Here is a 24,997-nt window from a genome sequence, read left to right as displayed (position 1 = left end):
CTCAACAGACGAATAACCGGGACCACCCGGAGACCGCCTGATGAGCGAGCTTTTTTACAACGCTGTGCCGAATGCGACCCGTGTCGCCCCGCCACTGCCCGAGCCTCGGCAATACCCCAGCGAGAAACCGTCACGGGTTTACCTGTTCGGGACCTGCGTGGTCGATTTGTTCTACCCCGAAGCCGGGATGGATGCGATCCACCTGCTGGAACGCGAAGGCATTCGTGTCGAGTACCCGCAAGGGCAAAGCTGCTGCGGACAACCGGCCTACACCTCGGGTTACACCGAACAGGCACGGACCGTGGCGCGCTCGCAACTGGCGCTGTTCGCCGGTGATTATCCGGTGGTGGTGCCGTCAGGCTCTTGTGCCGGGATGTTGCGCGAACACTATGCCGACTTGTTCAAGGACGAGCCACACACGTTGAAACAGGTTCAGGCGCTGGCTGCCAGAACCTTTGAGCTGGCCGAGTTCCTGTTGTTTGTCTGCAAGGTGCAGTTCAAGGACAGCGGCGAGCCGGTGAAAGTGGCGCTGCACACTTCGTGTTCGGCACGCCGCGAAATGAACACCCACCTGCACGGCCGCGAATTGTTGTCGCAGCTGAGCAATGTGGAGCGGGTCAATCACGATCACGAAAGTGAATGCTGTGGCTTTGGCGGGACATTCAGCGTCCGTATGCCAGACATTTCCGGCGCGATGGTGGCTGACAAGACCCGGGCGTTGAAGGAATCCGGCGCGCACAAGGTATTGAGTGCCGATTGCGGCTGTTTGATGAACATCAACGGCTCGCTGGAAAAACAGCAGGAAGCGTTGCGCGGTCAGCATCTGGCCAGCTTCCTCTGGCAGCGTACCGGAGGTGCTCGATGAGCACCTCCACGATTATTCCTACGGTTGCCGTAGAAGAAGATTTCCGCACCCGCGCCCACAACGCGCTGGGTGATGCGCAATTGCGAGGCAACTTTCGCAAGGCGATGGATTCACTGATGACCAAACGGGCAGCGGCGTTCAGCGATGCCCATGAAAGAGAACACTTGCGCGCACTGGGCAATGCAATCCGTGCCCGCGCGCTCTCCAAGTTGCCCGACCTGCTCGAGCAACTGGAACAGAACCTGACCCGCAACGGTGTGACAGTGCACTGGGCGGAAACGGTGGACGAGGCCAATGGCATCGTCCTCTCGATCATCCGCGCTCACGAGGGGCGGCAAGTGATCAAGGGCAAATCGATGGTCAGTGAAGAGATGGAAATGAACCATTTCCTGGCTGACCGGGGCATTGAATGCCTGGAATCGGACATGGGCGAGTACATCGTCCAGCTCGACCACGAGAAGCCTTCACACATAATCATGCCGGCGATCCACAAGAATGCCGGTCAGGTCGCGTCCTTGTTCCACGACAAACTTGGGGTGGAATACACCAAGGACGTTGACCAACTCATTCAGATCGGTCGCAAGGTCTTGCGGCAGAAATTCTTCGAAGCGGACATCGGCGTCTCCGGTGTCAACTTCGCCGTGGCCGAAACCGGCACCCTGCTGCTGGTGGAAAACGAAGGCAACGGGCGCATGACCACCACCGTACCGCCCGTGCACATTGCAGTTACCGGTATCGAAAAAGTCGTGGAAAACTTGCGCGACGTGGTGCCGTTGCTGTCGCTGCTGACCCGCTCGGCCCTGGGCATTCCGATCACGACCTACGTCAACATGATCTCCGGCCCGCGCAAGGAACATGAACTCGACGGCCCGCAGGAAGTGCACCTGGTACTGCTCGACAATGGTCGCAGCCAGGCCTTTGCCGACAGTGAATTGCGCCAGACCCTGAACTGCATCCGCTGCGGTGCCTGTATGAATCATTGCCCGGTGTATACCCGAATCGGCGGCCATGCCTATGGGGAGGTTTACCCCGGCCCTATCGGAAAAATCGTCACCCCGCACATGGTCGGCCTGGCGAAAGTCCCGGATCACCCGAGCGCTTCTTCGCTGTGCGGTGCCTGCGGCGAAGTGTGTCCGGTGAAAATCCCGATCCCTGCTCTGCTGCGGCGTCTGCGGGAAGAAAACGTCAAGGCCCCGGACAGCCCCCATCAAGTGATGCGTGGCCAGGGCAGCAAGTATTCGCGCAAGGAACGGTTCCTCTGGAACGCCTGGGCGAAACTCAACAGTTCGCCGACGCTGTATCGCCTGTTCGGTTTCTTCGCCACCCGCCTGCGCGCCCTCACGCCGAGCAATGTCGGCCCGTGGACACAAAACCACAGCGCACCGAAACCCGCCGCCCGCTCACTGCATGACATGGCCCGCGAGCACTTGGCCAAACAGGGAGACCGCCGATGAGCGCCAAGCAAAATATCCTCGCCAAACTGCGTAAAAGCCTGACAGGCACCACGCCAGTGGCCGACAACTTTGATGTCGATCTGGTGACCCAGCCTTACACCTACGCGCCTGAGCAACGCATTCCACAGCTGCGCAAACTGATGGAAGCGGTGCACACGGAAATCCACCTGACCTCCGGTGAAGAGTGGCCGGTGCTGTTGGCGCAATTGCTGCGGGATCGCCAGTTGCCGAGCCTGCTGATCGCACCGACAACGCCCCACGGTCAACGCATCACACAGCATTGGGCGAATAATCCCGATCTGCCGACGCTCAAGGCCTACGACCGCCCGGTCGAAGAATGGAAAGCCGAGCTGTTCAACGACACCCCGGCGAGCCTGACCGGCAGCCTCGGCGCCATCGCGGCAACCGGCAGCCTGATTATCTGGCCGACCCGGGAAGAACCGCGTTTGATGAGCCTGGCGCCACCGGTGCATTTCGCCCTGCTCAAGGCCAGCGAAATCCGCGACAATTTCTATCAGGTGCAGCAGGAGTTCGAATGGGCCCAGGGCATGCCGACCAACGCGTTGCTGGTGTCCGGCCCGTCGAAGACCGCCGACATCGAACAAGTGCTGGCGTACGGCGCCCACGGTCCGAAAGACCTTGTGGTGTTGATCCTGGAGGACCAATGAGTCTACCGGCCGCTTTCCTGCGAGATGCACAGCAACTGATTCCACAAGAGCGACGTTTCGACGACCCGCTATCGACCCTGGCCTTCGGCACCGATGCCAGTTTCTATCGATTGATTCCGCAACTGGTGATCCGCGTCGAGTCCGAAGACGAAGTGGTGGCGCTGCTGCAACTGGCGCAACGCGATCAGGTGCCGGTGACCTTCCGCGCCGCCGGTACCAGTTTGTCCGGCCAGGCGATCAGCGACTCGGTGCTGATCGTGCTGGGCGACAACTGGAACGCGCGCGAGATCCGCGACCAGGGCACGCAAATCCGCCTGCAACCGGGTGTGATCGGCGCCCAGGCCAACGCCTGGCTGGCGCCGTTCGGACGCAAGATCGGCCCGGACCCGGCCTCGATCAATGCCTGCAAGATCGGCGGCATAGTCGCCAACAACGCCAGCGGTATGTGCTGTGGCACGGCGCAAAACACCTACCACACCCTGGCCGGTATTCGTCTGGTACTGGCCGATGGCAGTCGTCTCGATACTGAAGATGCCACCAGCGTCGCGGCGTTTCGCCAAAGCCATGCCGCACTGCTGGAGCGCCTGGCGACTCTGGGTCGCGAGACCCGCGCCAACGCTGATCTGGCTGCGAGAATCCGCCACAAATACCGTCTGAAAAATACCACCGGCCTGTCGCTCAATGCCCTGGTGGATTTCGACGAGCCTGTGGATATCTTGAGCCACTTGCTGGTGGGCTCCGAGGGTACGCTCGGGTTCATCAGCGCGGTGACCTACGACACGGTGATCGACCACCCGAACAAGGCCTCGGCCCTGATTGTCTTCCCGGATGTCGAGACCTGCTGCAACGCGGTCACCGTACTGAAAAGCCAACCGGTGTCGGCCGTGGAACTGCTGGACCGGCGCAGCCTGCGCTCAGTGCAGGACAAACCCGGCATGCCGCCTTTCGTACAGCATCTGTCGAACAATGCCTGCGCCCTGCTGATCGAATCCCGCGCCGCGTCGTCCGCCCTGCTGCATGAACAACTGGCGCAGATCATGGCGTCGCTGCAGACGTTCCCGGTGGAAAAGCAGGTCGACTTCACTGAGGACCCACGGGAAAACGCCCGTCTATGGGCCATCCGCAAAGACACCTTCCCCGCCGTCGGTGCGGTGCGCAAGACCGGCACCACGGTGATCATCGAAGACGTCACCTTCCCGGTCGAACAACTGGCCATCGGCGTCAATCGCCTGATCGAACTGTTCGACAAACATCACTACGATGAAGCGATCCTTTTCGGACACGCCCTGGAAGGCAATCTGCACTTCGTCTTCACCCAAGGCTTCAACAACTCGGAAGAAGTCGCACGCTATCAGGCGTTCATGGACGACGTGGCGCAACTGGTGGCAGTGGAGTTCGGCGGTTCGCTGAAAGCCGAACACGGCACCGGACGCAACATGGCGCCCTTCGTCGAACTGGAATGGGGCAGCGATGCCTACCAGTTGATGTGGCAACTCAAGCGTCTGCTCGATCCCAACGGGATTCTCAACCCGGACGTGGTGCTCAGCGAAGATCCGCAGATCCACCTCAAGCACCTCAAGCCCTTGCCGGCCGCCGACGAGATTGTGGACAAGTGCATCGAATGCGGCTTCTGCGAACCGGTCTGCCCGTCGAAGGGCCTGACCCTGAGCCCACGCCAGCGCATCGTGATCTGGCGCGACATTCAGGCGCGAAAACGCGCCGGCATCGATACCACCGAACTCGAAGCCGCGTACGAATACCAGGGCATCGACACTTGCGCCGCCACCGGCCTGTGCGCGCAACGTTGCCCGGTCGGCATCAACACCGGCGAGCTGGTGAAAAAACTCCGTAGCCGCACGGCAACCCATACGAAAACCGCCAGCTGGCTTGAAGGAAATTTCGCCACGGCGCTACAAGGGGCGCGGTTCACCCTGCACGTCGCCAATGGCGCACGGATGTTGTTGGGCGCGCCACGCCTGGCAAAACTCTCGGCGGCGCTGACGAAGCTGTCCAAAGGTCAGGTCCCGCAATGGACCAACGCCATGCCGCAGCCGGAAAAAGCCATCCGTTTCAGTCCTGCCGTGTCGGACGAACGCCCTCGGGTGGTGTACCTGGCGGCGTGTGTGTCGCGGGTCATGGGGCCGGCGGCGGGGGATAAAGAGCAGGTGTCGTTGTACGACAAAACCCGCGGGCTGCTGGAAAAGGCTGGTTACCAGGTGGTCTTCCCGGACAATCTGGACAACCTCTGCTGCGGCCAGCCATTCGCCTCCAAAGGCTACGCCGAACAAGCCGAACACAAGCGCCAGGAACTGATCGGCGCCTTGCTGCACGCCAGTCGCGGCGGGCTCGACCCGATCTATTGCGACACCAGCCCCTGTACGTTACGGCTCACTCAAGACCTTGGCGACGTTCGACTGGACCTCTACGACCCGGTGCGTTTCATCCGCACGCACCTGATGGATCGCCTCGACTTCACACCACAGGAAGCACCGATTGCGGTGCACGTCACCTGCAGCACCCAGCACCTTGGCGAAAGTCAGGCGCTGATCGATCTGGCGCGCAAATGCAGCAAAAACGTGGTCATTCCCGAAGGCATTCACTGCTGCGGCTTCGCCGGCGACAAGGGTTTCACCACGCCGCAATTGAATGCCCATTCGCTGCGCACGCTCAAGGACGCGGTGCAACAATGCAGCGAAGGCATCTCCACCAGCCGCACCTGTGAGATCGGTTTGACGCAACATGGCGGCATTGACTACCACGGACTAGTCTATCTGGTGGACCGCGTTACCCAGGCTAGGGTGCCCTGATAGAAGGACCCAAGGAAGGTGCATAGATGTACCTACTTGCCGGAATCGATAGCTCCACAGTAAAAAACAGAACCCTGAGGTGCCACCGCAGTCCACTGATCAAGTCCCGCCAATGCGGGACTCTCCCAACACTCGGTAGCTCGATTTGATGGCCAGCAATGCCTGGCCCTTCAGCTCAAGGAGATACACATGAATCGTTCTGTGCTGTTAGGTTTGTTTATTACTGCCTCTATGCTCGCCTCCCCCTCGTTTGCCGCAGAAAAAGATCAGTGCGCGGTCAATCTGCAAACCATCGAAAACGCAAAGGCACAGATTCCTCCGGAAATGGTTGACCAGGTAAAAGCCTCCGTCGAGCAAGCCGAAGCCGACCATGCAAAAGGCACCAAGCAGGGCACTGATGATTGCGTCGCCGAGACCAACGACGTCATCAAGGCCCTCACCGACGCGAAAAAAGGCGGGAAGTAATCCGATACGAAGCAAAACAAAACCCGCCAACGGCGGGTTTTTTTGCATCCGGGGTCTGGGAATGTGTAACCGCCCGCATCGAGGGAAAAGCTTGGCACGCTGTCTGAAAAAACCGAATTCTTGCGTTGAATCGTAGTCTTTGAGGTAGGCCCCATCCGTTCAAGGTGATATCCATGAAGCGCACCACACTCGCTGGTCTGTTCATTTCCGCTGCAATATTGGCCTCTCCTGCATTGGCGGCGGACAACAACCTGTGTACGAGCAAACTGCAAGAGCTCAAAGGCAAAGTGAACGCGCTGCCGGCGACCTCCGGAAGCACCGCCATGGAGATCAAGAGACTGATGTCCAGCGCCGAAGCCTCACAAGCCTCCGGAGACGACACAAAATGCGTCACCGAAGCCACCCAGGCATTGGCACTCGCTGACAAACAGAGCAACCAGCCAAACCCATGATGTGTGGTGGCCTACCTTCGGGTTGGCCTTCTGAGTCGCGTTGACGTACACTGTGCAGGCTTGTTGCTCACTTGATTCACAGAGCACCAGGCTCGGGGCCGTTTAGGATTCGACGCCGGTTGCGAAACTTTAGGTGCATGCCGAGTTGGTAACAGAACTCGTAAATCCACTGTTGCAACTTCCTATAGTTGCCAATGACGAAACCTACGGGGAATACGCTCTCGCTGCGTAAGCAGCCTTAGCCCTTCCCTCCTGGTACCTTCGGGTCCAGCAATCATCAGGGGATGTCTGTAAACCCAAAGTGATTGTCATATAGAACAGAATCGCCGTGCAGTACGTTGTGGACGAAGCGGCTAAAACTTACACAACTCGCCCAAAGCACCCTGCCCGTCGGGTCGCTGAGGGTTAACTTAATAGACACGGCTACGCATGTAGTACCGACAGCGGAGTACTGGCGGACGGGGGTTCAAATCCCCCCGGCTCCACCAAATGATCAATCAAAGACGTCCACGGACGTCTTTTTTTGTGCCTGAAATCCAGTGAAAACAGGGTTTTAGAGCCGCGGAGTGCTTTCCAGGTTTTTTGAGTTCCAGGCGGTTTGGTATTCCCGGCTACCCGGCGCTAACCAAGAAACATGGCACTCGACTCTATCCCAAGTTTTTTCTTGCGCCAGCCAGGAAGAAGACCGTGAAGCCATAGAGCTGCTTGCACAGGGCATCGACCCCAAAGGTCAGCGTAATGAACTGCAGGAAGCCAAACGAGCGGAAACGGAATATATGTTCGAGAACGTAGCCACCGCGTGGTTCGAATTTAAGAAGGATTCCGTCACCCCGACGTATGCCGAAGACAACTGGCGCTCATTCACGCTACATGTATTTCCGAGCATTAAATCAACGCCGTTATCAGAAGTGAGGCCCCGATAGTCATCAAGCTCCTTTGGCCGATTTGGCAACCGGCTTAGCTACACGAGACGGGATGCCCGGACGCTTACGGGTGTTTGGGCCACAGCTCCCTTGAGAGGGCGTTAAAGTTAGGAGTGATGGGTACGGCTATCTGGCATAACTGGCGATTGGTAGTGAGTTTTGACAAGGGGTCCCGTTCCATTAAAATTGCGCACCTCGCAAAGCCAGAACGACCAAATGGCATTTGATCCCCAAGGAAGGAATCTTCTCTAATGACCGGTGAAGTGGACCAGCAACCCTCCGCGCAAAATCCACTACCCGAAACGCCAACGGAGATATCGAGATCTACCAGCTACCGGCAAGCGCTGTCTGGACTGCTTGCCGACATCAAATGGTGGCTGCCCTTGGCAGCGACATTAATTTCAATATCACTTCTAACCAAGTATTTGTGGCTTATCCATCACCCAGAATTGATTCTGAGCTCTTTGGGAAACCCATCGAACCTTGTAGCTTGGTTGTTTTTTACTTTACTCGTTCTAGCTGCGCTGCTGGTTATCGTATCAGTGCCGTCATTAGCCTTCATGATGTGTATTACGCAATGTTCGCCTGGAAGGGAGTTGGAAAAAACGCTCGCCTTTCGATTTAGCCTTATTGTCGGTGGAGGATACGGACTACTCTCGCTTAACCTACTGGGATCAACCTTTGGTATAGCCGTTGCTCCTGGCTACTTTTTCGTATTTGTGGCATTTGCTGCCGCTTGGGCAGCGTGGCATGTCCTCTGCAGCGAAGCGTCACTCAAGGAAAAAGTACTGGAGCTCTCGCCTGGGCCTCGTAAACCTTGGCGCAGAAAAGGCTATCGCACCGTTCGGCTTGGCTGGCTAGGTCTATTGCTCGCTTTTACTTCAATGAGCGGAGTGTTTCCAGCTCAACTGGGTATCATGGCTTGGCGCGGCGGAGAGAACGGCTGGGAAGCGCTTGGGGCGATCGGCGTCTGCTTGTTGATCATGTGTCTTTACCTAGCGCCTGTTATGTCTTTCTATTTATCGGAAGGTAACGTGCTGCAACGCACCGGTCGAGCGGCTCTTGCTCTGCTGGTATGCGTTTTTGCCAATGCCGTTCTACTTCCTGCAATTTTGGATTTGTGGGTCTATTCGGCAGGCAATCTGATCAAGATCAGGGACAATACCGAGCTAAGCTATGTTCTTGACGAAAAGGATTACCCACAGGGGGTTTTTAATAAAAATCTCTGGCAGCTAGAGGCCTACGAAGGGCCCAATGGTTTGTATAGCGTGAGGGCGTTCCGTCAGTTTCGCTTCGGGGATATATTATTGATCTGCCCTGGCCGGCACAGAAATGTCGGTTTGAAGAAGATCGGTAGCTACGCGCATCTGTGCATTACGTTGTCTGACGCCAAGGTGAAAGTGGCGGCGCCTGTTGTAAGCAAGGACATCGCAGTGCTTCCCAAGCTGGACTGTATTTTGGCGGCTCAAACGCCTACACCCACTCCGCTGTTGATTAAAAACACGGGGACATGCCTGTACCGAAGTCTTTATAAGTGAACGTACTCCGCCCTGCGAATCAGGCACGAACCTGTACTCTGGCGTTTGCTTTTCTCAGGTATCCACTGGCACAGAACGCACGGCTCCTTACGACCGGGAGCGATGGTATGACCCCATGAAAATCTGGCCTCCTTGGCGCATCTGAAGAGGCGGGCGGGCGGAGGCTCTGCCGACTGACGAATTCGGCACCTGGAGATTCTGGGTGGGAGAAGGCAAAACATGAACGCCTGGGGCATGCCTGACTGTCAGTCAGGTGTAGCCTTTCCATGGGCTGCCGCACCGGTGCCACTGTTATTGCGAATGGCAACAAATCGGATTTGTCAGGCCGATTGTCACGAAGAGAGCTGCGGCAATGCCCTGTACGGCGTGGGTTGCAGCAGTAATACGAGCGCCCGTCTCTTTCCGGGAGAACGAGACGGGCACGGATTGGCGCAACGAAGTGTGCCGAGAGGTGAGGTTGCTGCAACGCAGCGAGGTAGGTCCATCGTCTGCCGAAGTGGACAGATAAGTCGAGTAGGCATCTATCACTCTTGAGAAGTGACCGTGCGAGCCGCCAGACGCTAATCGCACTAGGGGAAGAACCACCTTAAAGGTTCTGGCTATCTGGGCTGGTGCTGCCCACGACAGCGATCCGTGCGCCAAATTTTATACCCACTCGAAAAGGCGGTCTTGCATCACGGGGGAAACGCACAAGTAGTGGCGACTGTCGCCCTTCCGTCGCCACGCTCCAAGCCCAGCCCTGCATGTGTTGTCGCCGGTGTCGCCACATCACTAGCCATAGCACTATGACAAGTTCGACTGTAACGCTGAAGCCGCATTGCACTCGATAGAGATCGAGGGTAGTTACTGACTTATATAAAGATGGCGGGGCGCTAATCAAATTTGAAATGGGGGGGGGTGGAACGAAGTGGCCTCGAGAAAAAGCGAATGAATCCTCCGATCGGAGCGATCAAAGATCGCTGAATCGGAAAGTTTGGCGGGAAAAGCAAAGTCTCAAAAGTCCGCATGATCAGTGCCTATTGCAAACCCAACAACAGACCGGACTCGACATTTACTGAGAATCACCTGGTCGATGACGCTTTCGGCTCCGCGCCAATGTCCACCATAGCGGTAGTGATGAACCACATAGCCAAGTCACCGCACAACTAGCGCCGCCCTCAATCATCGAGCCGAACTCATTGCTCCATGGAATTCGGATACCAGGACAACCTTTAGCGGACGGGACTGAGTAGCACTCACCGATCTGTTGATAAACGCGTTGAGCGGGGATACCGGACAGATATCGAAAGGTTAGATCCCAGACGCCAAGACGCGCGGCTAGCGACAACTTTATAGCACCTCGATCCGTTCAGTGCGGCAATCCACTACCCCATCGGTCCTTCAGCAACGAACCTGCTCGGCCAGCTTTTTTTGCGCCAACCCTGCGCCCTTCTCTTTCTCTCGGAAAGAGACGGGCGCTCCTACAACTGCTGCAGCCCATGTCGTACAAGGCATTGCGGCCCCTTCCTGACAATCAGCACGACAAATACGAAAGGTTACTAGCACCAGCAATGCAGGGGATGGGGATGGTGCCGCAGCCTACGGAATGGACTGTACCTGACTGACAGTCAGGCACGCCCCGGTCATCGCTTCACTGCCTTCACCCGACTCAGGATCTCGGGGCATTCGTCTCGTCAGCCAACACAGCCTCCAACCGGCCACTTTTTCGGAAGTACTCTGGAGGCCAGATCAGGAGATGCCCAAGCTCTCGGTCGTAAAGAGCCGCTAGTCTCGCGTTAGTGGACAACCCTCACAGCTCACAGGGACCTTGATCCTCTGATAACACTCAACATCCGAAGCGGGACGACGGGGGGAAAAACTGAAGGTTAACGAGGATTGGCAATGCAGATCTGGATGCGATCGCGCACCCTGAACGAGGGGGAACACCTGGCCTAAAGATGAGAATTTCTGCCTCGCGGCGTTAAAACACCAATCGCAGTACCGCAGATACTGTTGACGACAACCTTAAGCAAAGCTATATTGACCTCACACCAATCGTAGTACCGACGGTACTGCTTTAATATTTTAGGAGCCACAATGAAAAAAGCGAAGCTCTATAGCGTGATTTTACCCTGGTTGTGGCTACTTCAGAATTTCAGCTTTCACTACGAGCACACCGTACCGGGTAACGGGGCGGACTCCTCGACGTACATTGGGGTAAACTCCCACTTAGAGCAATCAAAGAAAATGGGTAGACGTCATTGAATATCAAAAAGCTATCCGAAATTATGGAGGTCCGCGCAGGTCATACCTTTAGGGGTAAGGCAGAGGACGGCAGCCGCAATGACGGTTACAAAGTAGTTCAAATTAAGGATATCCGCGAAGGAGGCGTTGACTTTTCTACTCTTCCCTTTGCTGCGGTAGAACTAGGTAAAGCAAAAAATATATTGCACTCTGATGATATCCTCATTCCCCTACGTGGGAATAGAATAGAAGCCGCCCTTATTACATTACCTAATGAGCTTCCTGTTATCACTACGAATCAAATCGCGATTCTAAGTGCGCCGAGGGCGGACGTTAAATCAGCCTATATATGTTGGTACCTTAACTCTAACGAAGGCCGCTCCCAAATATCGCGCCTTAAAGTAGGCAGTGTCATATCCAACATAGGGCTAAAAGATTTATCAAATCTCCCAGTACCCCTACCAAACCTACACACCCAGATAAAAATAGCCAAAGCTTACAAAAATTGGATATCCCAAAAAAAAATCCTTGAGTCACTAACCAACAACGGCGAAAAAATTCTAGACACTTTCTGCACTAAACTATTGAGAGAAGACCCGTGAATAAACTTGATCATTCAATCATCGGCACGATCATATCGGACCTTTGCTCAAATACCAATCTCGACACTCAAGAATATAAAGATTTTTTTGTTAGCGTTTTTTTTGTTTTTTTTATTTCGATCCATCGGCGTAGCCTCACCAAAAACATAGATCTAAATTTTTTAGAATCAATACCAACGCCACATAACGACAATCTACTCCCTAATCTTCTGCTAGCTGCGGAGCAGGTTGACGCCACTTATAAAAATGAGTTATGCCTTAGAGAAACCATAGAACACTTAATAACGCGCGCTGGAAAGGAAAACGGTACCGCCTTTACACAAGCATGCCTCCAACTATGTGACGTAGTTTCAAAAAATGAATTCCCTGCTGTCGCTGGCGATTGCTTTGAAAAAATTATTCAGAGTTTTTCAGAGATACAAGGAAAGAAGGCCGGGGAGGCCTATACCCCTCGTGAGCTAGTGGAGATGATGGTAGAAATCGTCGAGCCAAGGGGAGGAGAAAGTGTATACGACCCTGCCTGCGGATCCGGTGGGTTTTTAATTTCGGCAAATACCAAAGCGTTGAACTCTAAAAGTAATGCGCCACTCCAAGTCCACGGGAGGGAGATAAATTTATCGGCTGCACGGATTGCGAGAATAAATTGCATCGTGCATGGAATTATCGATAGCGATATTCGTACCTCAGACTCACTCCAAACTTTAGAGGTTTCTGCTTACGATATAGTACTTGCTAACCCCCCCTTCTCGCTTGCTACAGATAGCTACGAGAGAAGTGCTACCTGCTCATATTTCGACTTCGGCACCCCTCCTCCAAACAATGCTGACTTCGCTTTTTTACAAATGATAATAAAATCACTTAAGCCGGGTGGCCGCGCTGCTGTACTCATTCCAAACGGGGTTCTTTTTCGGAGTGGAGTAGAAGGAGCCATCAGGAAGAAAATCATCCAAGCTGGAATAATTGAATCAGTAATTTCTCTTCCTGCAGGAATGCTAAAAAATACTGGAATCCCAACTGCCATCTTAGTATTAAAAAAGCCAGGGGCCCCCAACAAGCCTATTTTATTAATCGACTCAGCTGAAGCAGAAAAACATATAAGCGATGACCTACCCACCTCGCTAAAACATCTATTCAGCTCAACTATAGAAAAATATAAAAACTTCGAGGAAATCGAAGGCATCTCAAAACTCATAACAACTGATGAGTTAGAGCGCAACAGTTACATCTTAAATATCTCAAGATACATGCTCACTCAGCAAATGCAAAAAGCATCACTCCCTGATCTTACTAGAAAACAGAGAGAACTAGAGGATCGCTTGGCAGAATTGCAAAGAGAGCTCCGCGAGTTATTGACTGAAAATGATATGAGCATTTAGCAACCTTCGAAGCCTTACAATGTGCCCCGCTCTTTTTAAACTTTGAGTTTCACCGTTAAATGGCTAGCGGCGAACCCTCGGGCGCAAGCATAAACCCGGCGCCCTACTTCTCGTTCATTTCATTCAGTTGAACAATATTTTTCGACTTCTAAACCACAAAATTTTCAAACAGCAAATCGGTCTTACATCCAAGCCTCACATAGCATCTCAGCCTGCGCCTGCACCAGTTGAGCCGCCTCTCCTGTTAATCCGGCGGGTATTTGTATTTGCGCAGGATACGCTTGTCCTTTTAAGCCAGCTGCGGCCATACATGGGCGGCCTGGTTTAAGCAGCGCGCGAAGTCTACCCCTTCGCCTGCCAGAAGTACGTCTTCATCAAGATCGAATGGCAACACCCAAAGCCGCAACTCTGGGTTGAAATCAAAGGGGGGCAAAGGTTGCGAAAATTGAGCGGTTCGCGGATAGATCAACGCCAGCTCTCCACGCCCGGCGAGATACTTCTGGCCGTAGGTAAAGAGCTGGTAGAAGTCGGCCTGGCTCAAGCCGTATTTGTTCAACCTGTCGGCGCTATCCAGCCGCTTCCACTTGGTATCCAGTACCCAAGTGTGCAAGCCTCGCTGCAACAACAGGTCCGGCTCCAGGCGGAACATGGCGCTTCCATCGTGCTGACACAGGCTATGCCGGGCTGCCTGTGCGGTAAGACGCGCACTCGGCACCAGCCGACTAAAGAGCCAGCCTTCCACGTAGTTTTCGAAGAGCTTTTCCATCGGAAACAGCAGACTCATCCCCTGCCACTCACCGCTCACGGCAATAGGCATTTGCTGATTGAGGATCAGCGCGCACCATGGCTTGATCGCTTGGTAATGCGCCATGAGCCGATCGCAACTCCAGGCGCGTAAATCGTGGCTCACCTGCCAGCTAGCAGGCACCTCGGCCAGCATCGCCCGTAGCTCGTTGGCCAGGCGCCAATTAGAGGCATCCTGAGTATTCTTGGCCACCTGCTCTAGAGCAAGCTTGAGCAAGCGGTTCTCGGTTCGGTCCGGCAGGAAAACATCATGCCGGATCTGGAAGTGATGCTGTCGCCCCGGCGGCTGTCGCATCTGCGCCACCACATTGAGCTGGCCACGCAAAAAACGCTGTTCTTCCTCAAGACGCCGATAGTCGAAGCGCACACCGCGCTTGACCAACAAATCGAGCTCGGCAAGAAATTGTCCCATCACCCACTCACTAAGCGGTGCGTCGAACAACTCTAAGCTGGCCACCGAGGCCTCACGCGGCTTGAGCTTTAAAGCATGCTGAATCAGCTTGCGCAGTAGACGCCGGCTCTTTGCCAGGCAATCGTCCTGCTCATGATGCTTGGGAAGAATCTCCAAGCGCGTGCCACATGGCGTTTGCAACACGCCCACATAGGAGTCCCACTTCAGCGCACGTCGCCCCTCAACCTGCAGCAACGTGGCGCCATTGCGGTTAAAGCTCGCACTCAGCTCACACAGCCAGTCGAAAGCGCTTTCGGAAATCTGCGCACAGTCCAGACTACCGGGCGCGACATCGGCCGTTGTCAGGCGAGCGTATTCACGAACAGTGACGAACGCGCTCACGCACCCGTCGCCTCTAGCGCTTTTGCTGACTCCTCGACCTGGGTATTCGCCGCGATGACACCCATATATGCAGAAATACGCTTGAACGCCGCATCATTGATACGCCATACCGCCCCCTGTACCGGCACGCTGATGTTGCCGAACAGTGCCGCCACATCCTGCTTGTCTTGTTCCACGAAACGATCAAGCGCCGGCTTGCGGTGATCATTGAAAACCCACTGAATACGCTGCCAGTCCTCGAAAAAATACTCCTGTAACAGCGGCAGAATCTGGTTACGAAAGATCGCCTCCAGGCGCTCCAGCGAGCCATCATCTTCAAGCGGCATAAAGTAGGCGTGGCCCAGGCAATGATCCCGGTCCAGCAGGACCTCGATGCGCTGGTTCATCACCCGCAGCAGTTGGCCGATGTTCAGCCCCTGTACCTCTACTCCATCCAGCAACTCTGGCCGTGGCGGCATCTCACGGAACACGAAGCGACGGCGCAGGGCCATATCCAGCCCGGCCAATGAGCGATCGGCGGTATTCATGGTGCCGATTAGATACAGATTGCTCGGGACACTAAAACGGTGCTTGGAGTAAGGCAGCACCACAGACAAAGCCTCATCCCCACCGGCTCGTTTAGATGTCTCGATTAGAGTGATCAGCTCACCGAAGATGCGCGAAATATTGCCCCGGTTGATTTCATCGATAACGAGTACACGTGCATCTGTCGTTGCACTGCTTTCCTGCGGTTTCATAAGCTGCTCAACCATCGCCGCAAAAAGGCTCTGATAGCCATTGACGATGAACTTCTCCATTTCACCCTCGGCGACTTTTTCAAATACACGTCCCTGACGAATATCCTCAACGTCAATCTCACCGCTGCGAACATGCGCCAACAACTGCCGCAACAAACTTAGCGGCAATGGCAACATACCGCCCCTGGGCTTATCGAACTCTACAACATCGTGCCCAACACTACGCACCACATACCCTTGTCCAAAACGCTGACCTACATGCAGCAACGAGCCAGCGGTCATCTCGGGGGCGCCTAATAGTGCTTTGAGTTTTTCTCGATTCAATGTCGGATCACGCAGTTCATAGAGCGTCATCTGACTGAACTGTCCATTGAGCAACTCAGTGTGCGGCAACGACGGCTGGTATTGGCGCAACCACTTCACCGGGCGCATTTGCGAGTAACCGGAGTCAAACTCTGAGTGAGGCTTAAACTGGTAGTTCCCCATCACCTCGCCGATAGCGCGAAACTTAAAGTTGCCATCTGACACGATGATCAGATCCCCCACCTTCATCCGGGAGACAAAGGCAGTCACGCTGGTGATGCCATAGTCCGTAGCGGGGTTAGCAGGCACCACACCAGCTGCAGCGAATCGCTCCTGGACTTGCTGCCGGTTGGCGCACCCCAAAAAGTCAATTGCACCACCGTACCCCAGCAGCACATAACCACCGGCTAAGCACTCCTGATAAATGCTGGCGTCTTCGCCCAAGGTGTTGCCCAGCGACATTTTCCAAATCCGTCTCTGGCCAACCTCGGTCGGTGCCTCAGCCTGCTGCGTGACCTTGGCGGCCGCCGCCTCGCAGAGTGACTTAAACACTCCATCCACTACCTCATAGCGCAATTGCTGAGTTGCCTCGTCAGGGGTCGCCCGCAGCCCTTCAACAAAGTCCTCATAGCTAAAGCTCTGGTGGAAGGTTACGAAGCGGATGCGATCCTGATCCGCCAACTCATCGAAGCGCAGCTTGAGCGCACGGCGATTGCCCTGCTGCTCATGGAGGTACACAGGGTCAAGCACCTGCAGAGCCGCCTCAATGGTCGCGTAGGTTTTACCGGTGCCCGGTGGGCCGAACAGAATCTGGTTAAGGGCAGGCGCTGCATTGGCCGTCGTCACGTTGGGCTCCTCTTGCTCGGCTTGGCTATAGTCTCGGGGCACTAAACCTGCTCCACTCAGCGTCAGTTGTTTTCCCTTAAGCACTCTGTCAACAGACTCAAGCCAACTATTCATATCTGCCTGCGTCGGGCAGAGACTCGAGTCAATTTCCCAAGCCAAATTGTTGGCGTCCATCAGAGTGCGATGGTCAGCTACCTTTCGCAAAGAACAACGAATCTCCCCCCTGTCCCAATACAAGCTAAAAACAGGCTTTCCTTTCAGGCCGTTCTGCTTCCGAACACCAATACGAAGATCCGCAGGGTTGATGTTCACTGTCCAGTGATCGGCCTGTGGGTATCGTTGGCGAAAACAGTTCAACAACCTCCAAACCCACACCTGCCCCTCAGGAGTACCCTTGTTTAAAAGTTGCAAGACTCGTTGATCGGCGTAGCCATCGATCACCATCGACCCGATACCTGAATCATTGCGTTTCTGAAACCGTTGATACTCCAGCCACTGCTTAAGCCCATTGTGTACATTACCGCTGTTGCTGGCGCCGATCGCAGCATGCTCGCCCTTCGGTCCATAACTCCGGTAGAGCCGCTCTAGCTCATCGAGACCATCAATTTCAAATACATCGCTGCCGCAATTTTTCGAGACGATATTCACACCGGTGAAGTAGTTGCTGGCAGTGTTTTGGGATTTGCCCGTGGCGATCATCCAGTCCTTGAACAATTGGCTGACGTTCTGGCTCAAAGTGTGCTCTCCAACAAGGATTCGGCTTCCGGTAGGCGTAATTTGCCGGAGATCAGGCGGGGTAAGAGGGTGTCGTGGAATTGGGTTAGTCTCCCATGAAGGGCCTGATTGCCGATGCTACTGACATCTTCCGGCACTGCTTGCAGCAACGCCTGGCCCAATTCACTCATACATAACACTCCCAATGGCGCCCACGGTAAGGAGGGCCAACCAATACTCAAAAACGGGTGTCGTACAAGCGATGGGAAACCGAAGGTAGACTCAAAGACAGCACTTTAAGCTCCAGCACTTTTAGAGGGCCATCCCTGGAATACGCCACCTGCCATCATTCTGCGATGCCCGTCACCTTATCGACTGGCGGGGCACGGGTAAAGCCGCGTCCTGAGCTTTTCATCCCCATACTCAGTTCGTCGGTACACACTCATGCGATATGGGAGTTCTCGACGCGCCCGGTACAAGCTACGGAGATGCTCATTCCGGACTGCTTGTTTACTGGCAGAATCGACCGCACCGCTCAGCAAACGTGTGTATGTCGAATATGGAATCACAGCACTAGACGCCATCCCCTACGATCTAGCGTTGTTTCCAGCTGCCTACCTGGATCGGGAACGTCCGAACATGCTTCGCCAAATAGGTGAGGCACGCCAACGAAAACTACTTCAGTACCAACAAGTCGCTTGTGGCACTATTCACCCTAGCCATCTTCAGCCCGCCCTAGTGCGCGATCCAAGATAAAAGTACTGTCGGGACGACGCGAAACACTAGTCGTGTTATGGCCTAAGCTTATCTTGCCTACAACTTCAATCACCAAAGCCTGATCTTCCCCCGCGCCAGCATCAAACAAGGTACATTTACGCTCATCGAGCACGATCAGTAGTGCCGGAATGGAGCGACCAGGCCGGCTTGAAAGGGAATTGGGGTTATGGACAAAAAGTCGCTTTCCGAGCGGGACATCTGCAGCAAGTACATCGCCCCAGCCATTCAGAAAGCTGGGTGGGACATGCACAAGCAGGTGCGCGAGGAAGTCAGCTTTACCAAAGGCCGCATTATCGTCCGGGGCAAACTGCATAGCCGGGGTGAAGCACGCCGTGCAGACTTCATCCTCTACCACCAGGCCAACCTACCTATTGCTGTGATTGAGGCGAAGGACAACAAGCACTCCGTTGGCTCCGGCATGCAGCAGGCTCTCGGCTATGCAGAGGCGCTGGACGTGCCGTTCGTATTCTCCAGCAATGGCGATGGCTTTCTGTTTCATGACCGCAGTGGCACAGGCAGCCAGGTAGAAACCGAGCTCACCCTTGATCAATTCCCCAGCCCTGCCGAACTTTGGCAGCGCTACTGCCAGTGGAAGGGGTTGGATAATACTGCCCAGCACAAAATCGAAGCGCCCTACTACGACGACGGCTCCGGGCGCATGCCTCGCTATTATCAGATGAATGCGATCAACCGCACTGTCGAGGCGGTAGCGCGCGGCCAAGACCGTATCCTGCTGGTGATGGCTACGGGCACCGGTAAGACATACACAGCCTTCCAAATCATCTGGCGGCTGTGGAAATCGAAACAGAAGAAACGCATCCTGTTTCTGGCCGACCGCAACATCCTGGTCGACCAGACCAAGAACAACGACTTCAAGCCCTTCGGCCAGGCGATGACCAAAATCGCCAAACGCCAGATCGATACCTCCTACGAGATCTACCTGTCGCTCTATCAGGCCGTCACCGGCACTGATGAAGAAATGAACATCTACAAGCAGTTCTCCCGCGACTTCTTTGACCTAATCGTGATCGACGAATGCCACCGTGGCAGCGCCTCCGAGGATTCAGCCTGGCGTGAGATCCTCGATTACTTCTCCAGCGCCACCCATGTCGGCCTTACCGCCACACCGAAGGAGACCAAAGAGGTATCCAGCATCACCTACTTCGGTGAACCGATTTACAGCTATACCTTGAAGCAAGGCATCGAAGACGGCTTTCTCGCTCCCTACAAAGTGGTGCGCATCGACTTCGACAAAGACCTGCAAGGCTGGCGGCCACCCAAAGGCATGCTCGATAAAAATGGCGAGCTGATCGAAGACCGCATCTACAACCTCAAGGATATGGACCGCACCCTAGTTATTGAGGCCCGCACCCAACTGGTGGCGCAGAAAGTCACCGAACTCCTCAAGGCCACCGATCCTTTTCAGAAAACCATCGTCTTCTGCGACGACATCAATCACGCCGAGCGCATGCGTCAGGCCCTGGTCAACCTCAACCCCGAGCGTGTGGCCGAGAATCGCAAATACGTCATGCGTATCACCGGTGATGACCAGGAAGGCAAGGCCGAGCTGGATAACTTCATCAACCCGGAAGAGCGCTACCCGGTGATTGCTACCACCAGCAAGCTGATGACCACCGGCGTCGATGCTCAGACCTGCAAGCTGATCGTGCTCGACCAGCACATAAAATCGATGACCGAGTTCAAGCAAATCATCGGTCGTGGCACTCGCATCAATGAGGACTACGGCAAGTACTGGTTCACCATCATGGACTTCAAAAAGGCTACCGAGCTATTTGCGGACCCAGCCTTCGACGGCGACCCGGTGGTGATCTACGCCCCCAACAGTGATGACTCGCCCGTACCGCCGGACGATCCGCTTGCCGATGAAGACGGCATCAGCGCAGGCAACGATAACGAGAGCGATGACCTGGAATTTACCGGCGAAGATGAGGGCAAAAAACGCATAAAATACGTCATCGACAACGTCCCGATTTACGTCATCGCCGAGCGTGTGCAGTACTACGGCCCGGATGGCCGACTGATCACCGAATCGCTGCACGACTACACCCGCACCTGCGTGCAAAAGCAATTCGCCTCGCTGGATGACTTCCTTCGGCGTTGGAGTGATTCCGACCAAAAGAAAGTCATCATTGAGGAGATGGCAGTCCAGGGTGTGATGTGGGAAGCCTTGGCCGAAGAAGTGGAAAAGAAACAGGGCAAGCCGCTCGATCCGTTCGATCTTATTTGCCATGTCGCATTCGATCAGCCTGCCCTATCACGGCGCGAGCGAGCCGAGCAGGTGAAAAAACGCAACTATTTCGCCAAGTACTCTGGCGCAGCCCGCCAAGTACTGGAGGCCTTGCTGGATAAATACGCCGATACCGGCATCGAGCATATTGAGGACATCAAAATCCTGCAGCTTGACCCATTCAGTCAAATCGGTGCGCCCATCGAGTTGGTCAAGGCCTTTGGCGGCAAGGCTGGCTACAACAAGGCTATTCACGAACTGGAAGACGAGCTTTACGCAAGCTAAGGGCTAATCACCGACGACATGCCAAAGCGGTCGTCCCCACTATCCGGTAGAATTTCGCCCCCCTTGCGGTACGCGTTGAGAGAACTTCATGTCCATTAGCTCCACCATCAAGTCCATCCAGGACATCATGCGCAAAGACGTTGGCGTAGACGGCGACGCCCAACGCATTGGCCAGTTGGTTTGGCTGTTGTTCCTGAAAATCTTCGATGACCGCGAGCTGGAATGGGAGCTGATGGACGACAACTACCGCTCGCCCATTCCCGAGAGCTGCCGATGGCGCACCTGGGCCGCCGACCCGGAAGGCATGACCGGCGATGCGCTGAAGGACTTTATCGACAATAACCTGTTCCCCCAGTTGCAGAACCTGCAAGAGTACAGCAACACGCCCTCGGCCTTTGTGGTGCGCAGCGTGTTTGAAGACGCATACAACTACATGAAATCCGGGCAGCTGCTACGGCAGGTAATCAATAAGATTCAGGAAGGCGTGGACTTCAACAAGGCTCAGGAGCGTCACGAGTTCGGCAACCTTTATGAGCAACTGCTGCGCGACCTGCAGAACGCAGGCAACGCTGGCGAGTTCTACACCCCGCGTCCGGTCACCGAGTTTATGGTGCGCATGGTCGATCCTAAGCTGGACGAAAAGGTTATGGATCCGGCCTGCGGGACAGGCGGCTTCCTCACTTGTGCCATCGAGCACAAACGCAGCCGCTATGTAGAAACCGCCGAAGACGAACGCACCCTGCAGGCCAGCATATTTGGTGTGGAGAAAAAGCCACTGCCCCACCTGCTGGCAACCACCAATATGATCCTGCATGGCATCGAGGTGCCTAGCCAGATCCGCCATGACAACACCCTGAGCAAACCGCTGATCAGTTGGGGACCGAGCGAGCGCGTGCACTGCATCGTCGCCAACCCACCGTTCGGCGGTATGGAAGAAGATGGCATCGAAACAAACTTTCCCGCGGCCTTTCGCACCCGCGAAACTGCCGACCTGTTTCTGGTGCTGATCATGCAGCTGCTCAAGGACGGTGGTCGCGCTGCCGTGGTGCTGCCCGATGGCTTTCTGTTTGGCGAAGGCATCAAAAGCCGCATCAAAGAAAAGCTGCTGACTGAGTGCAACTTGCACACCATCGTTCGCCTACCTAACGGCGTGTTCAGCCCCTACACCGGCATCAAGACCAACCTACTTTTCTTTACCAAGGGCACACCGACCAAACAGGTGTGGTTCTACGAGCACCAATACCCGACAGGTGTGAAGAACTACTCCAAGACCCGCCCCATGCGCATCGAAGAGTTCACTGTGGAGGAAGCTTGGTGGGGTAAAGAGGCCGACGGTTTTGCTGCGCGGGAAGAAAACGAATTTGCCTGGAAGGTCAGCGTCAAAGATCTACAAGCGCGCAACTGGAACCTGGACTGCAAAAACCCGCATATCGGCGAGCAGATCAGCCACAACCCCGTCGAGTTGCTACGTGACTACGCCACGCTGCAAGGCGAAATCAGCGACCTGCGCGATCAGCTCAAGGCCGTGCTGGCTGAAGCTCTGGAGCGCCAGATATGACGGCGTTGCTCACCGATAACCTGCCGCTGTTAGCCGGTGCGCCCAATGGCATCAAGAAGCTGCGTGAGTTGATTCTGGAACTGGCGGTGCGCGGCAAGCTGGTGCCGCAAGACCCGAGTGATGAGCCGGCCAGTGAGTTACTTATGCGCATAGCCGAGGAAAAGGCGCGGTTGGTCGCGGAGGGAAAGATCAAAAAGCAGAAGGTGCTGGCGGAGATTGCTGAAGAAAAAATGTCGTTTGACTTGCCTGCGGGATGGTGTTGGACCTCCCTAAACGAGATCGCAGCTATGCGAGGTGGCAGTACACCATCGATGTCAAAACCAGGGTTTTGGAATGGTGACATCCCTTGGGTTTCCCCTAAGGACATGCATGATGGTGACATAACAGATAGCGAGCTAAAGGTCACGCAATTAGCACTGGAAAAGACCAGCCTGGAGTTAGTGCCACTTGGCTCTATTTTGTTAGTGGGCCGAAGCGGCATCCTAAAACGGAAGCTACCCGCTCAAATAACCGCAGTGCCTTGCACGATAAACCAAGACTTAAAAGCGATTTCACCGTTCCAACCTCAGCCATCAAACTATGTGCAGCTTTTGCTGCGTGGCACTGAGCGCGTCATTTTGAAGGAAGATGTCAAACAAGGAACTACGGTCCAGAGCCTTGTTTACGAAAAGCTCTTCGCCAGACCATTTGGTTTACCGCCCCTCGCCGAACAACACCGCATCGTCGCCAAAGTCGATGAGCTGATGGTCCTGTGCGACCGCTTGGAAGCCCAGCAGGCCGACGCCGAAAGCGCCCACGCCCAACTGGTGCAGGCACTGCTCGACAGCCTGACCCAAGCCAGCGACGCGACCGACTTCGCCACCAACTGGCAACGCCTTGCCGAACACTTCCACACCCTGTTCACCACCGAACCCAGCATCGACGCCCTCAAACAAACCCTGCTGCAACTGGCCGTGATGGGCAAACTGGTGCCGCAGGATGCCAGCGATGAGCCGGCCAGTCAGCTGCTTAAGCGGATTGCTGAGGAAAAGGCGCGGCTGGTGGCGGAAGGGAAACTTAAAAAGCATAAGCCTCTGGACGAGATCGTTGATGAAGAACGCCCGTTCTTGCTGCCGCCAGCTTGGACATGGGTAAAGCCTGAAGAGTTTTCGATGAAAATTACCGATGGCGAACACTTCAAGCCAGATACGGAAAAAACAGGTGTTTATTTCCTGTCGGCTAAAGACATTCGAGATGATGGGGTTTCGCTGGAAAATCCATTGTTCATTTCTGAAGAGACCGCAAAAAAGGCGTTACAAAGATGCGACCCTCAGTACGGTGATTTACTCATAGTTAGTCGCGGGGCAACTGTTGGACGAATGTGTAAGGTCAATGTACGTGAGAGATTTTGTCTCTTAGGTAGTGTGATATTGATCAAGCCATCTGAGCATGTTCTCAGCGATTTTCTATCGATTACCCTTAAATCACCCGACTCATTTCGCCAGCTAGTTAATGCATCTGGATCTACGGCGCAGCCTGCAATTTATCTACGCGACCTGAAGAAAATTGCACTGCCGCTGCCTCCCCTCGCCGAACAACACCGCATCGTCGCCAAAGTCGACCAACTAATGGCTCTCTGCGACCAACTCAAAACCCGCCTAACCCAGGCCCGCCAGTTGCACGAACAGTTGGCCAGCACTCTGGTCGAACGCTCCCTCGCTGAAGATGCCCAACAGACTCCTAATGCCACGGATAGGCAAGTAGCCCGCACCCTCCTAGCCGCAGAGGTCACTCATCGGCTGCACAGCCAACGCACCTTCGGTCAACGCAAGTTGCAGAAGGTGATTTACTTGGCTGAACACGCAGCCAGGCTTGCCGTTATCCAAGGTAACTACCTGCGCGACGCCGCCGGCCCCCACGATCGCCAGTTGATGAATAAGGTCGAAGGTGAGATGCAAACCCATCAGTGGTATGAGCGCATCGAGCGCGAGACGGTTGGCCATGCTTACCGCCCACTTTCCCAAGCAGGGCAGCATCGGCAGGCATATAGCAGCGCCTGGTCGGTCGCTGAGCGGGCCACCATTGAGCAGGTCATCGAACTAATGCGGGACTGGGATACAGATCGTTGCGAAATGACTGTGACGCTCTATGCCGCCTGGAACGACTTTATTCTCGAAGGCCGCCCGATTTCCGATGAAGCCATCGTGGAGGAAGTCACGCATAGCTGGAATGACACCAAGCTGCGTTTTGGCAAAACTGAATGGTTGGCGGTACTCGCAGAGATGAAAAAACACACAATCCTAATGCCCACCGGCTTTGGCAAACGTACCAAGGGCGGCATGCTCAGCTTGCCCGGCTTCGAGTAAACAGATGATCCTTTTGGCCGTCCTTTGCAAGATACGAAAACGAAGCATATTGCTCATTCCAGCTTGTCTCGGTATTCCAATCGGTATTCCAAAGAAATACAAAAAATTGATATTAATCAATTAAATCAAATATCTAAAAATCCAATTCAACTTACCCCGGCCCACCAATTGAGACACCAACGAAGCCCACCCTGTGTGGGCTTTGTTGTTTCTG

At 54.9% G+C, this 24,997-nt stretch carries 15 protein-coding genes, 1 other RNA gene and 1 pseudogene; 14 read left to right on the top strand and 3 right to left on the bottom strand.

Annotation, left to right across the window (positions count from 1 at the left end; genetic code table 11):
- Positions 1 to 40 precede the first annotated feature (40 nt).
- The 11 genes and pseudogenes from C9422_RS12825 (at position 41) to C9422_RS12770 (ending at position 13,373) form a co-directional block, all read left to right on the top strand.
- Positions 41 to 865 carry a (Fe-S)-binding protein gene (locus tag C9422_RS12825; protein WP_015093424.1) on the top strand — a complete coding sequence of 275 codons (825 nt, stop codon included), beginning with the start codon at positions 41 to 43 and terminating at the stop codon, positions 863 to 865.
- The gene (locus tag C9422_RS12820; RefSeq protein WP_116580919.1) at positions 862 to 2,319 is read left to right on the top strand and encodes a LutB/LldF family L-lactate oxidation iron-sulfur protein; all 1,458 of its coding nucleotides are present in this window, start codon (positions 862 to 864) and stop codon (positions 2,317 to 2,319) included. The genes C9422_RS12825 and C9422_RS12820 overlap by 4 nt, the downstream gene beginning before the upstream one ends.
- Positions 2,316 to 2,987 carry a lactate utilization protein gene (locus tag C9422_RS12815; protein WP_116580918.1) on the top strand — a complete coding sequence of 224 codons (672 nt, stop codon included), beginning with the start codon at positions 2,316 to 2,318 and terminating at the stop codon, positions 2,985 to 2,987. The genes C9422_RS12820 and C9422_RS12815 overlap by 4 nt, the downstream gene beginning before the upstream one ends.
- A complete protein-coding gene (locus C9422_RS12810) occupies positions 2,984 to 5,794 on the top strand; it encodes an FAD-binding and (Fe-S)-binding domain-containing protein (protein ID WP_116580917.1) in 2,811 nt (936 codons plus the stop codon). Before C9422_RS12815 ends, C9422_RS12810 begins: the two co-directional genes overlap by 4 nt.
- 189 nt (positions 5,795 to 5,983) lie before the next feature.
- Complete coding sequence (locus C9422_RS12805) at positions 5,984 to 6,259, top strand: hypothetical protein (RefSeq protein WP_116580916.1); 276 nt, start codon at positions 5,984 to 5,986, stop codon at positions 6,257 to 6,259.
- A gap of 173 nt (positions 6,260 to 6,432) precedes the next feature.
- Entirely contained in the window at positions 6,433 to 6,711 is a 279-nt protein-coding gene (locus C9422_RS12800; RefSeq protein ID WP_116580915.1) for a hypothetical protein, read from the top strand.
- 94 nt (positions 6,712 to 6,805) lie between these two features.
- Positions 6,806 to 7,199, top strand: a transfer-messenger RNA (tmRNA) gene (ssrA, locus tag C9422_RS12795).
- Between the two features lie 115 nt (positions 7,200 to 7,314).
- Positions 7,315 to 7,657: pseudogene (locus C9422_RS12790) on the top strand (integrase); the annotation flags it as partial.
- 228 nt (positions 7,658 to 7,885) lie between these two features.
- Complete coding sequence (locus C9422_RS12785) at positions 7,886 to 9,172, top strand: hypothetical protein (RefSeq protein WP_116580914.1); 1,287 nt, start codon at positions 7,886 to 7,888, stop codon at positions 9,170 to 9,172.
- A 2,240-nt stretch (positions 9,173 to 11,412) separates the two neighbouring features.
- Positions 11,413 to 11,997 carry a restriction endonuclease subunit S gene (locus C9422_RS12775; protein WP_116580913.1) on the top strand — a complete coding sequence of 195 codons (585 nt, stop codon included), beginning with the start codon at positions 11,413 to 11,415 and terminating at the stop codon, positions 11,995 to 11,997.
- Positions 11,994 to 13,373 carry a class I SAM-dependent DNA methyltransferase gene (locus C9422_RS12770; protein ID WP_165824775.1) on the top strand — a complete coding sequence of 460 codons (1,380 nt, stop codon included), beginning with the start codon at positions 11,994 to 11,996 and terminating at the stop codon, positions 13,371 to 13,373. Before C9422_RS12775 ends, C9422_RS12770 begins: the two co-directional genes overlap by 4 nt.
- 289 nt (positions 13,374 to 13,662) lie before the next feature.
- On the opposite strand, the gene C9422_RS12765 is transcribed toward C9422_RS12770, so the two are convergent.
- The 3 genes from C9422_RS12765 to C9422_RS32390 are packed head-to-tail and all read right to left on the bottom strand — an operon-like array spanning position 13,663 to position 17,761.
- On the bottom strand, positions 13,663 to 14,970 hold the full coding sequence (locus C9422_RS12765; protein WP_116580911.1) for an McrC family protein: 1,308 nt from the start codon (positions 14,968 to 14,970) through the stop codon (positions 13,663 to 13,665).
- Positions 14,967 to 17,555 (bottom strand): AAA family ATPase, encoded by a 2,589-nt coding sequence (locus tag C9422_RS12760; RefSeq protein ID WP_116581067.1) that lies wholly within the window; start codon positions 17,553 to 17,555, stop codon positions 14,967 to 14,969. Before C9422_RS12760 ends, C9422_RS12765 begins: the two co-directional genes overlap by 4 nt.
- Before the next feature lie 32 nt (positions 17,556 to 17,587).
- Positions 17,588 to 17,761, bottom strand: coding sequence for a hypothetical protein (locus C9422_RS32390; protein WP_218279148.1), 174 nt, complete (start codon positions 17,759 to 17,761; stop codon positions 17,588 to 17,590).
- Positions 17,762 to 18,513: 752 nt separating this feature from the next.
- On the opposite strand from C9422_RS32390, the gene hsdR reads away from it, so the two are divergent.
- From hsdR to C9422_RS12735, 3 genes are all read left to right on the top strand, one after another.
- The gene (gene hsdR / locus C9422_RS12745) at positions 18,514 to 20,880 is read left to right on the top strand and encodes an EcoAI/FtnUII family type I restriction enzme subunit R (RefSeq protein WP_116580910.1); all 2,367 of its coding nucleotides are present in this window, start codon (positions 18,514 to 18,516) and stop codon (positions 20,878 to 20,880) included.
- Between the two features lie 88 nt (positions 20,881 to 20,968).
- Complete coding sequence (locus C9422_RS12740; RefSeq protein WP_116580909.1) at positions 20,969 to 22,438, top strand: class I SAM-dependent DNA methyltransferase; 1,470 nt, start codon at positions 20,969 to 20,971, stop codon at positions 22,436 to 22,438.
- The gene (locus tag C9422_RS12735) at positions 22,435 to 24,783 is read left to right on the top strand and encodes a restriction endonuclease subunit S (RefSeq protein WP_116580908.1); all 2,349 of its coding nucleotides are present in this window, start codon (positions 22,435 to 22,437) and stop codon (positions 24,781 to 24,783) included. The genes C9422_RS12740 and C9422_RS12735 overlap by 4 nt, the downstream gene beginning before the upstream one ends.
- Positions 24,784 to 24,997: the final 214 nt, after the last annotated feature.

Source organism: Pseudomonas sp. B1(2018), from assembly GCF_003097365.1.
In the GTDB taxonomy this organism is placed as follows: Bacteria; Pseudomonadota; Gammaproteobacteria; order Pseudomonadales; family Pseudomonadaceae; genus Aquipseudomonas; species Aquipseudomonas laurylsulfatiphila.
This window is presented reverse-complemented; position numbering and strand designations above follow the sequence as displayed.

Coding starts and splice junctions, on each gene's coding strand:
- C9422_RS12825 (WP_015093424.1), top strand. CDS start 41: ATGAGCGAGCTTTTTTACAACGCTGTGCCGAATGCGACCCGTGTCGCC.
- C9422_RS12820 (WP_116580919.1), top strand. CDS start 862: ATGAGCACCTCCACGATTATTCCTACGGTTGCCGTAGAAGAAGATTTC.
- C9422_RS12815 (WP_116580918.1), top strand. CDS start 2,316: ATGAGCGCCAAGCAAAATATCCTCGCCAAACTGCGTAAAAGCCTGACA.
- C9422_RS12810 (WP_116580917.1), top strand. CDS start 2,984: ATGAGTCTACCGGCCGCTTTCCTGCGAGATGCACAGCAACTGATTCCA.
- C9422_RS12805 (WP_116580916.1), top strand. CDS start 5,984: ATGAATCGTTCTGTGCTGTTAGGTTTGTTTATTACTGCCTCTATGCTC.
- C9422_RS12800 (WP_116580915.1), top strand. CDS start 6,433: ATGAAGCGCACCACACTCGCTGGTCTGTTCATTTCCGCTGCAATATTG.
- C9422_RS12785 (WP_116580914.1), top strand. CDS start 7,886: ATGACCGGTGAAGTGGACCAGCAACCCTCCGCGCAAAATCCACTACCC.
- C9422_RS12760 (WP_116581067.1), bottom strand. CDS start 17,555: ATGATCGCCACGGGCAAATCCCAAAACACTGCCAGCAACTACTTCACC.
- C9422_RS32390 (WP_218279148.1), bottom strand. CDS start 17,761: ATGAGTGAATTGGGCCAGGCGTTGCTGCAAGCAGTGCCGGAAGATGTC.
- hsdR (WP_116580910.1), top strand. CDS start 18,514: ATGGACAAAAAGTCGCTTTCCGAGCGGGACATCTGCAGCAAGTACATC.
- C9422_RS12740 (WP_116580909.1), top strand. CDS start 20,969: ATGTCCATTAGCTCCACCATCAAGTCCATCCAGGACATCATGCGCAAA.
- C9422_RS12735 (WP_116580908.1), top strand. CDS start 22,435: ATGACGGCGTTGCTCACCGATAACCTGCCGCTGTTAGCCGGTGCGCCC.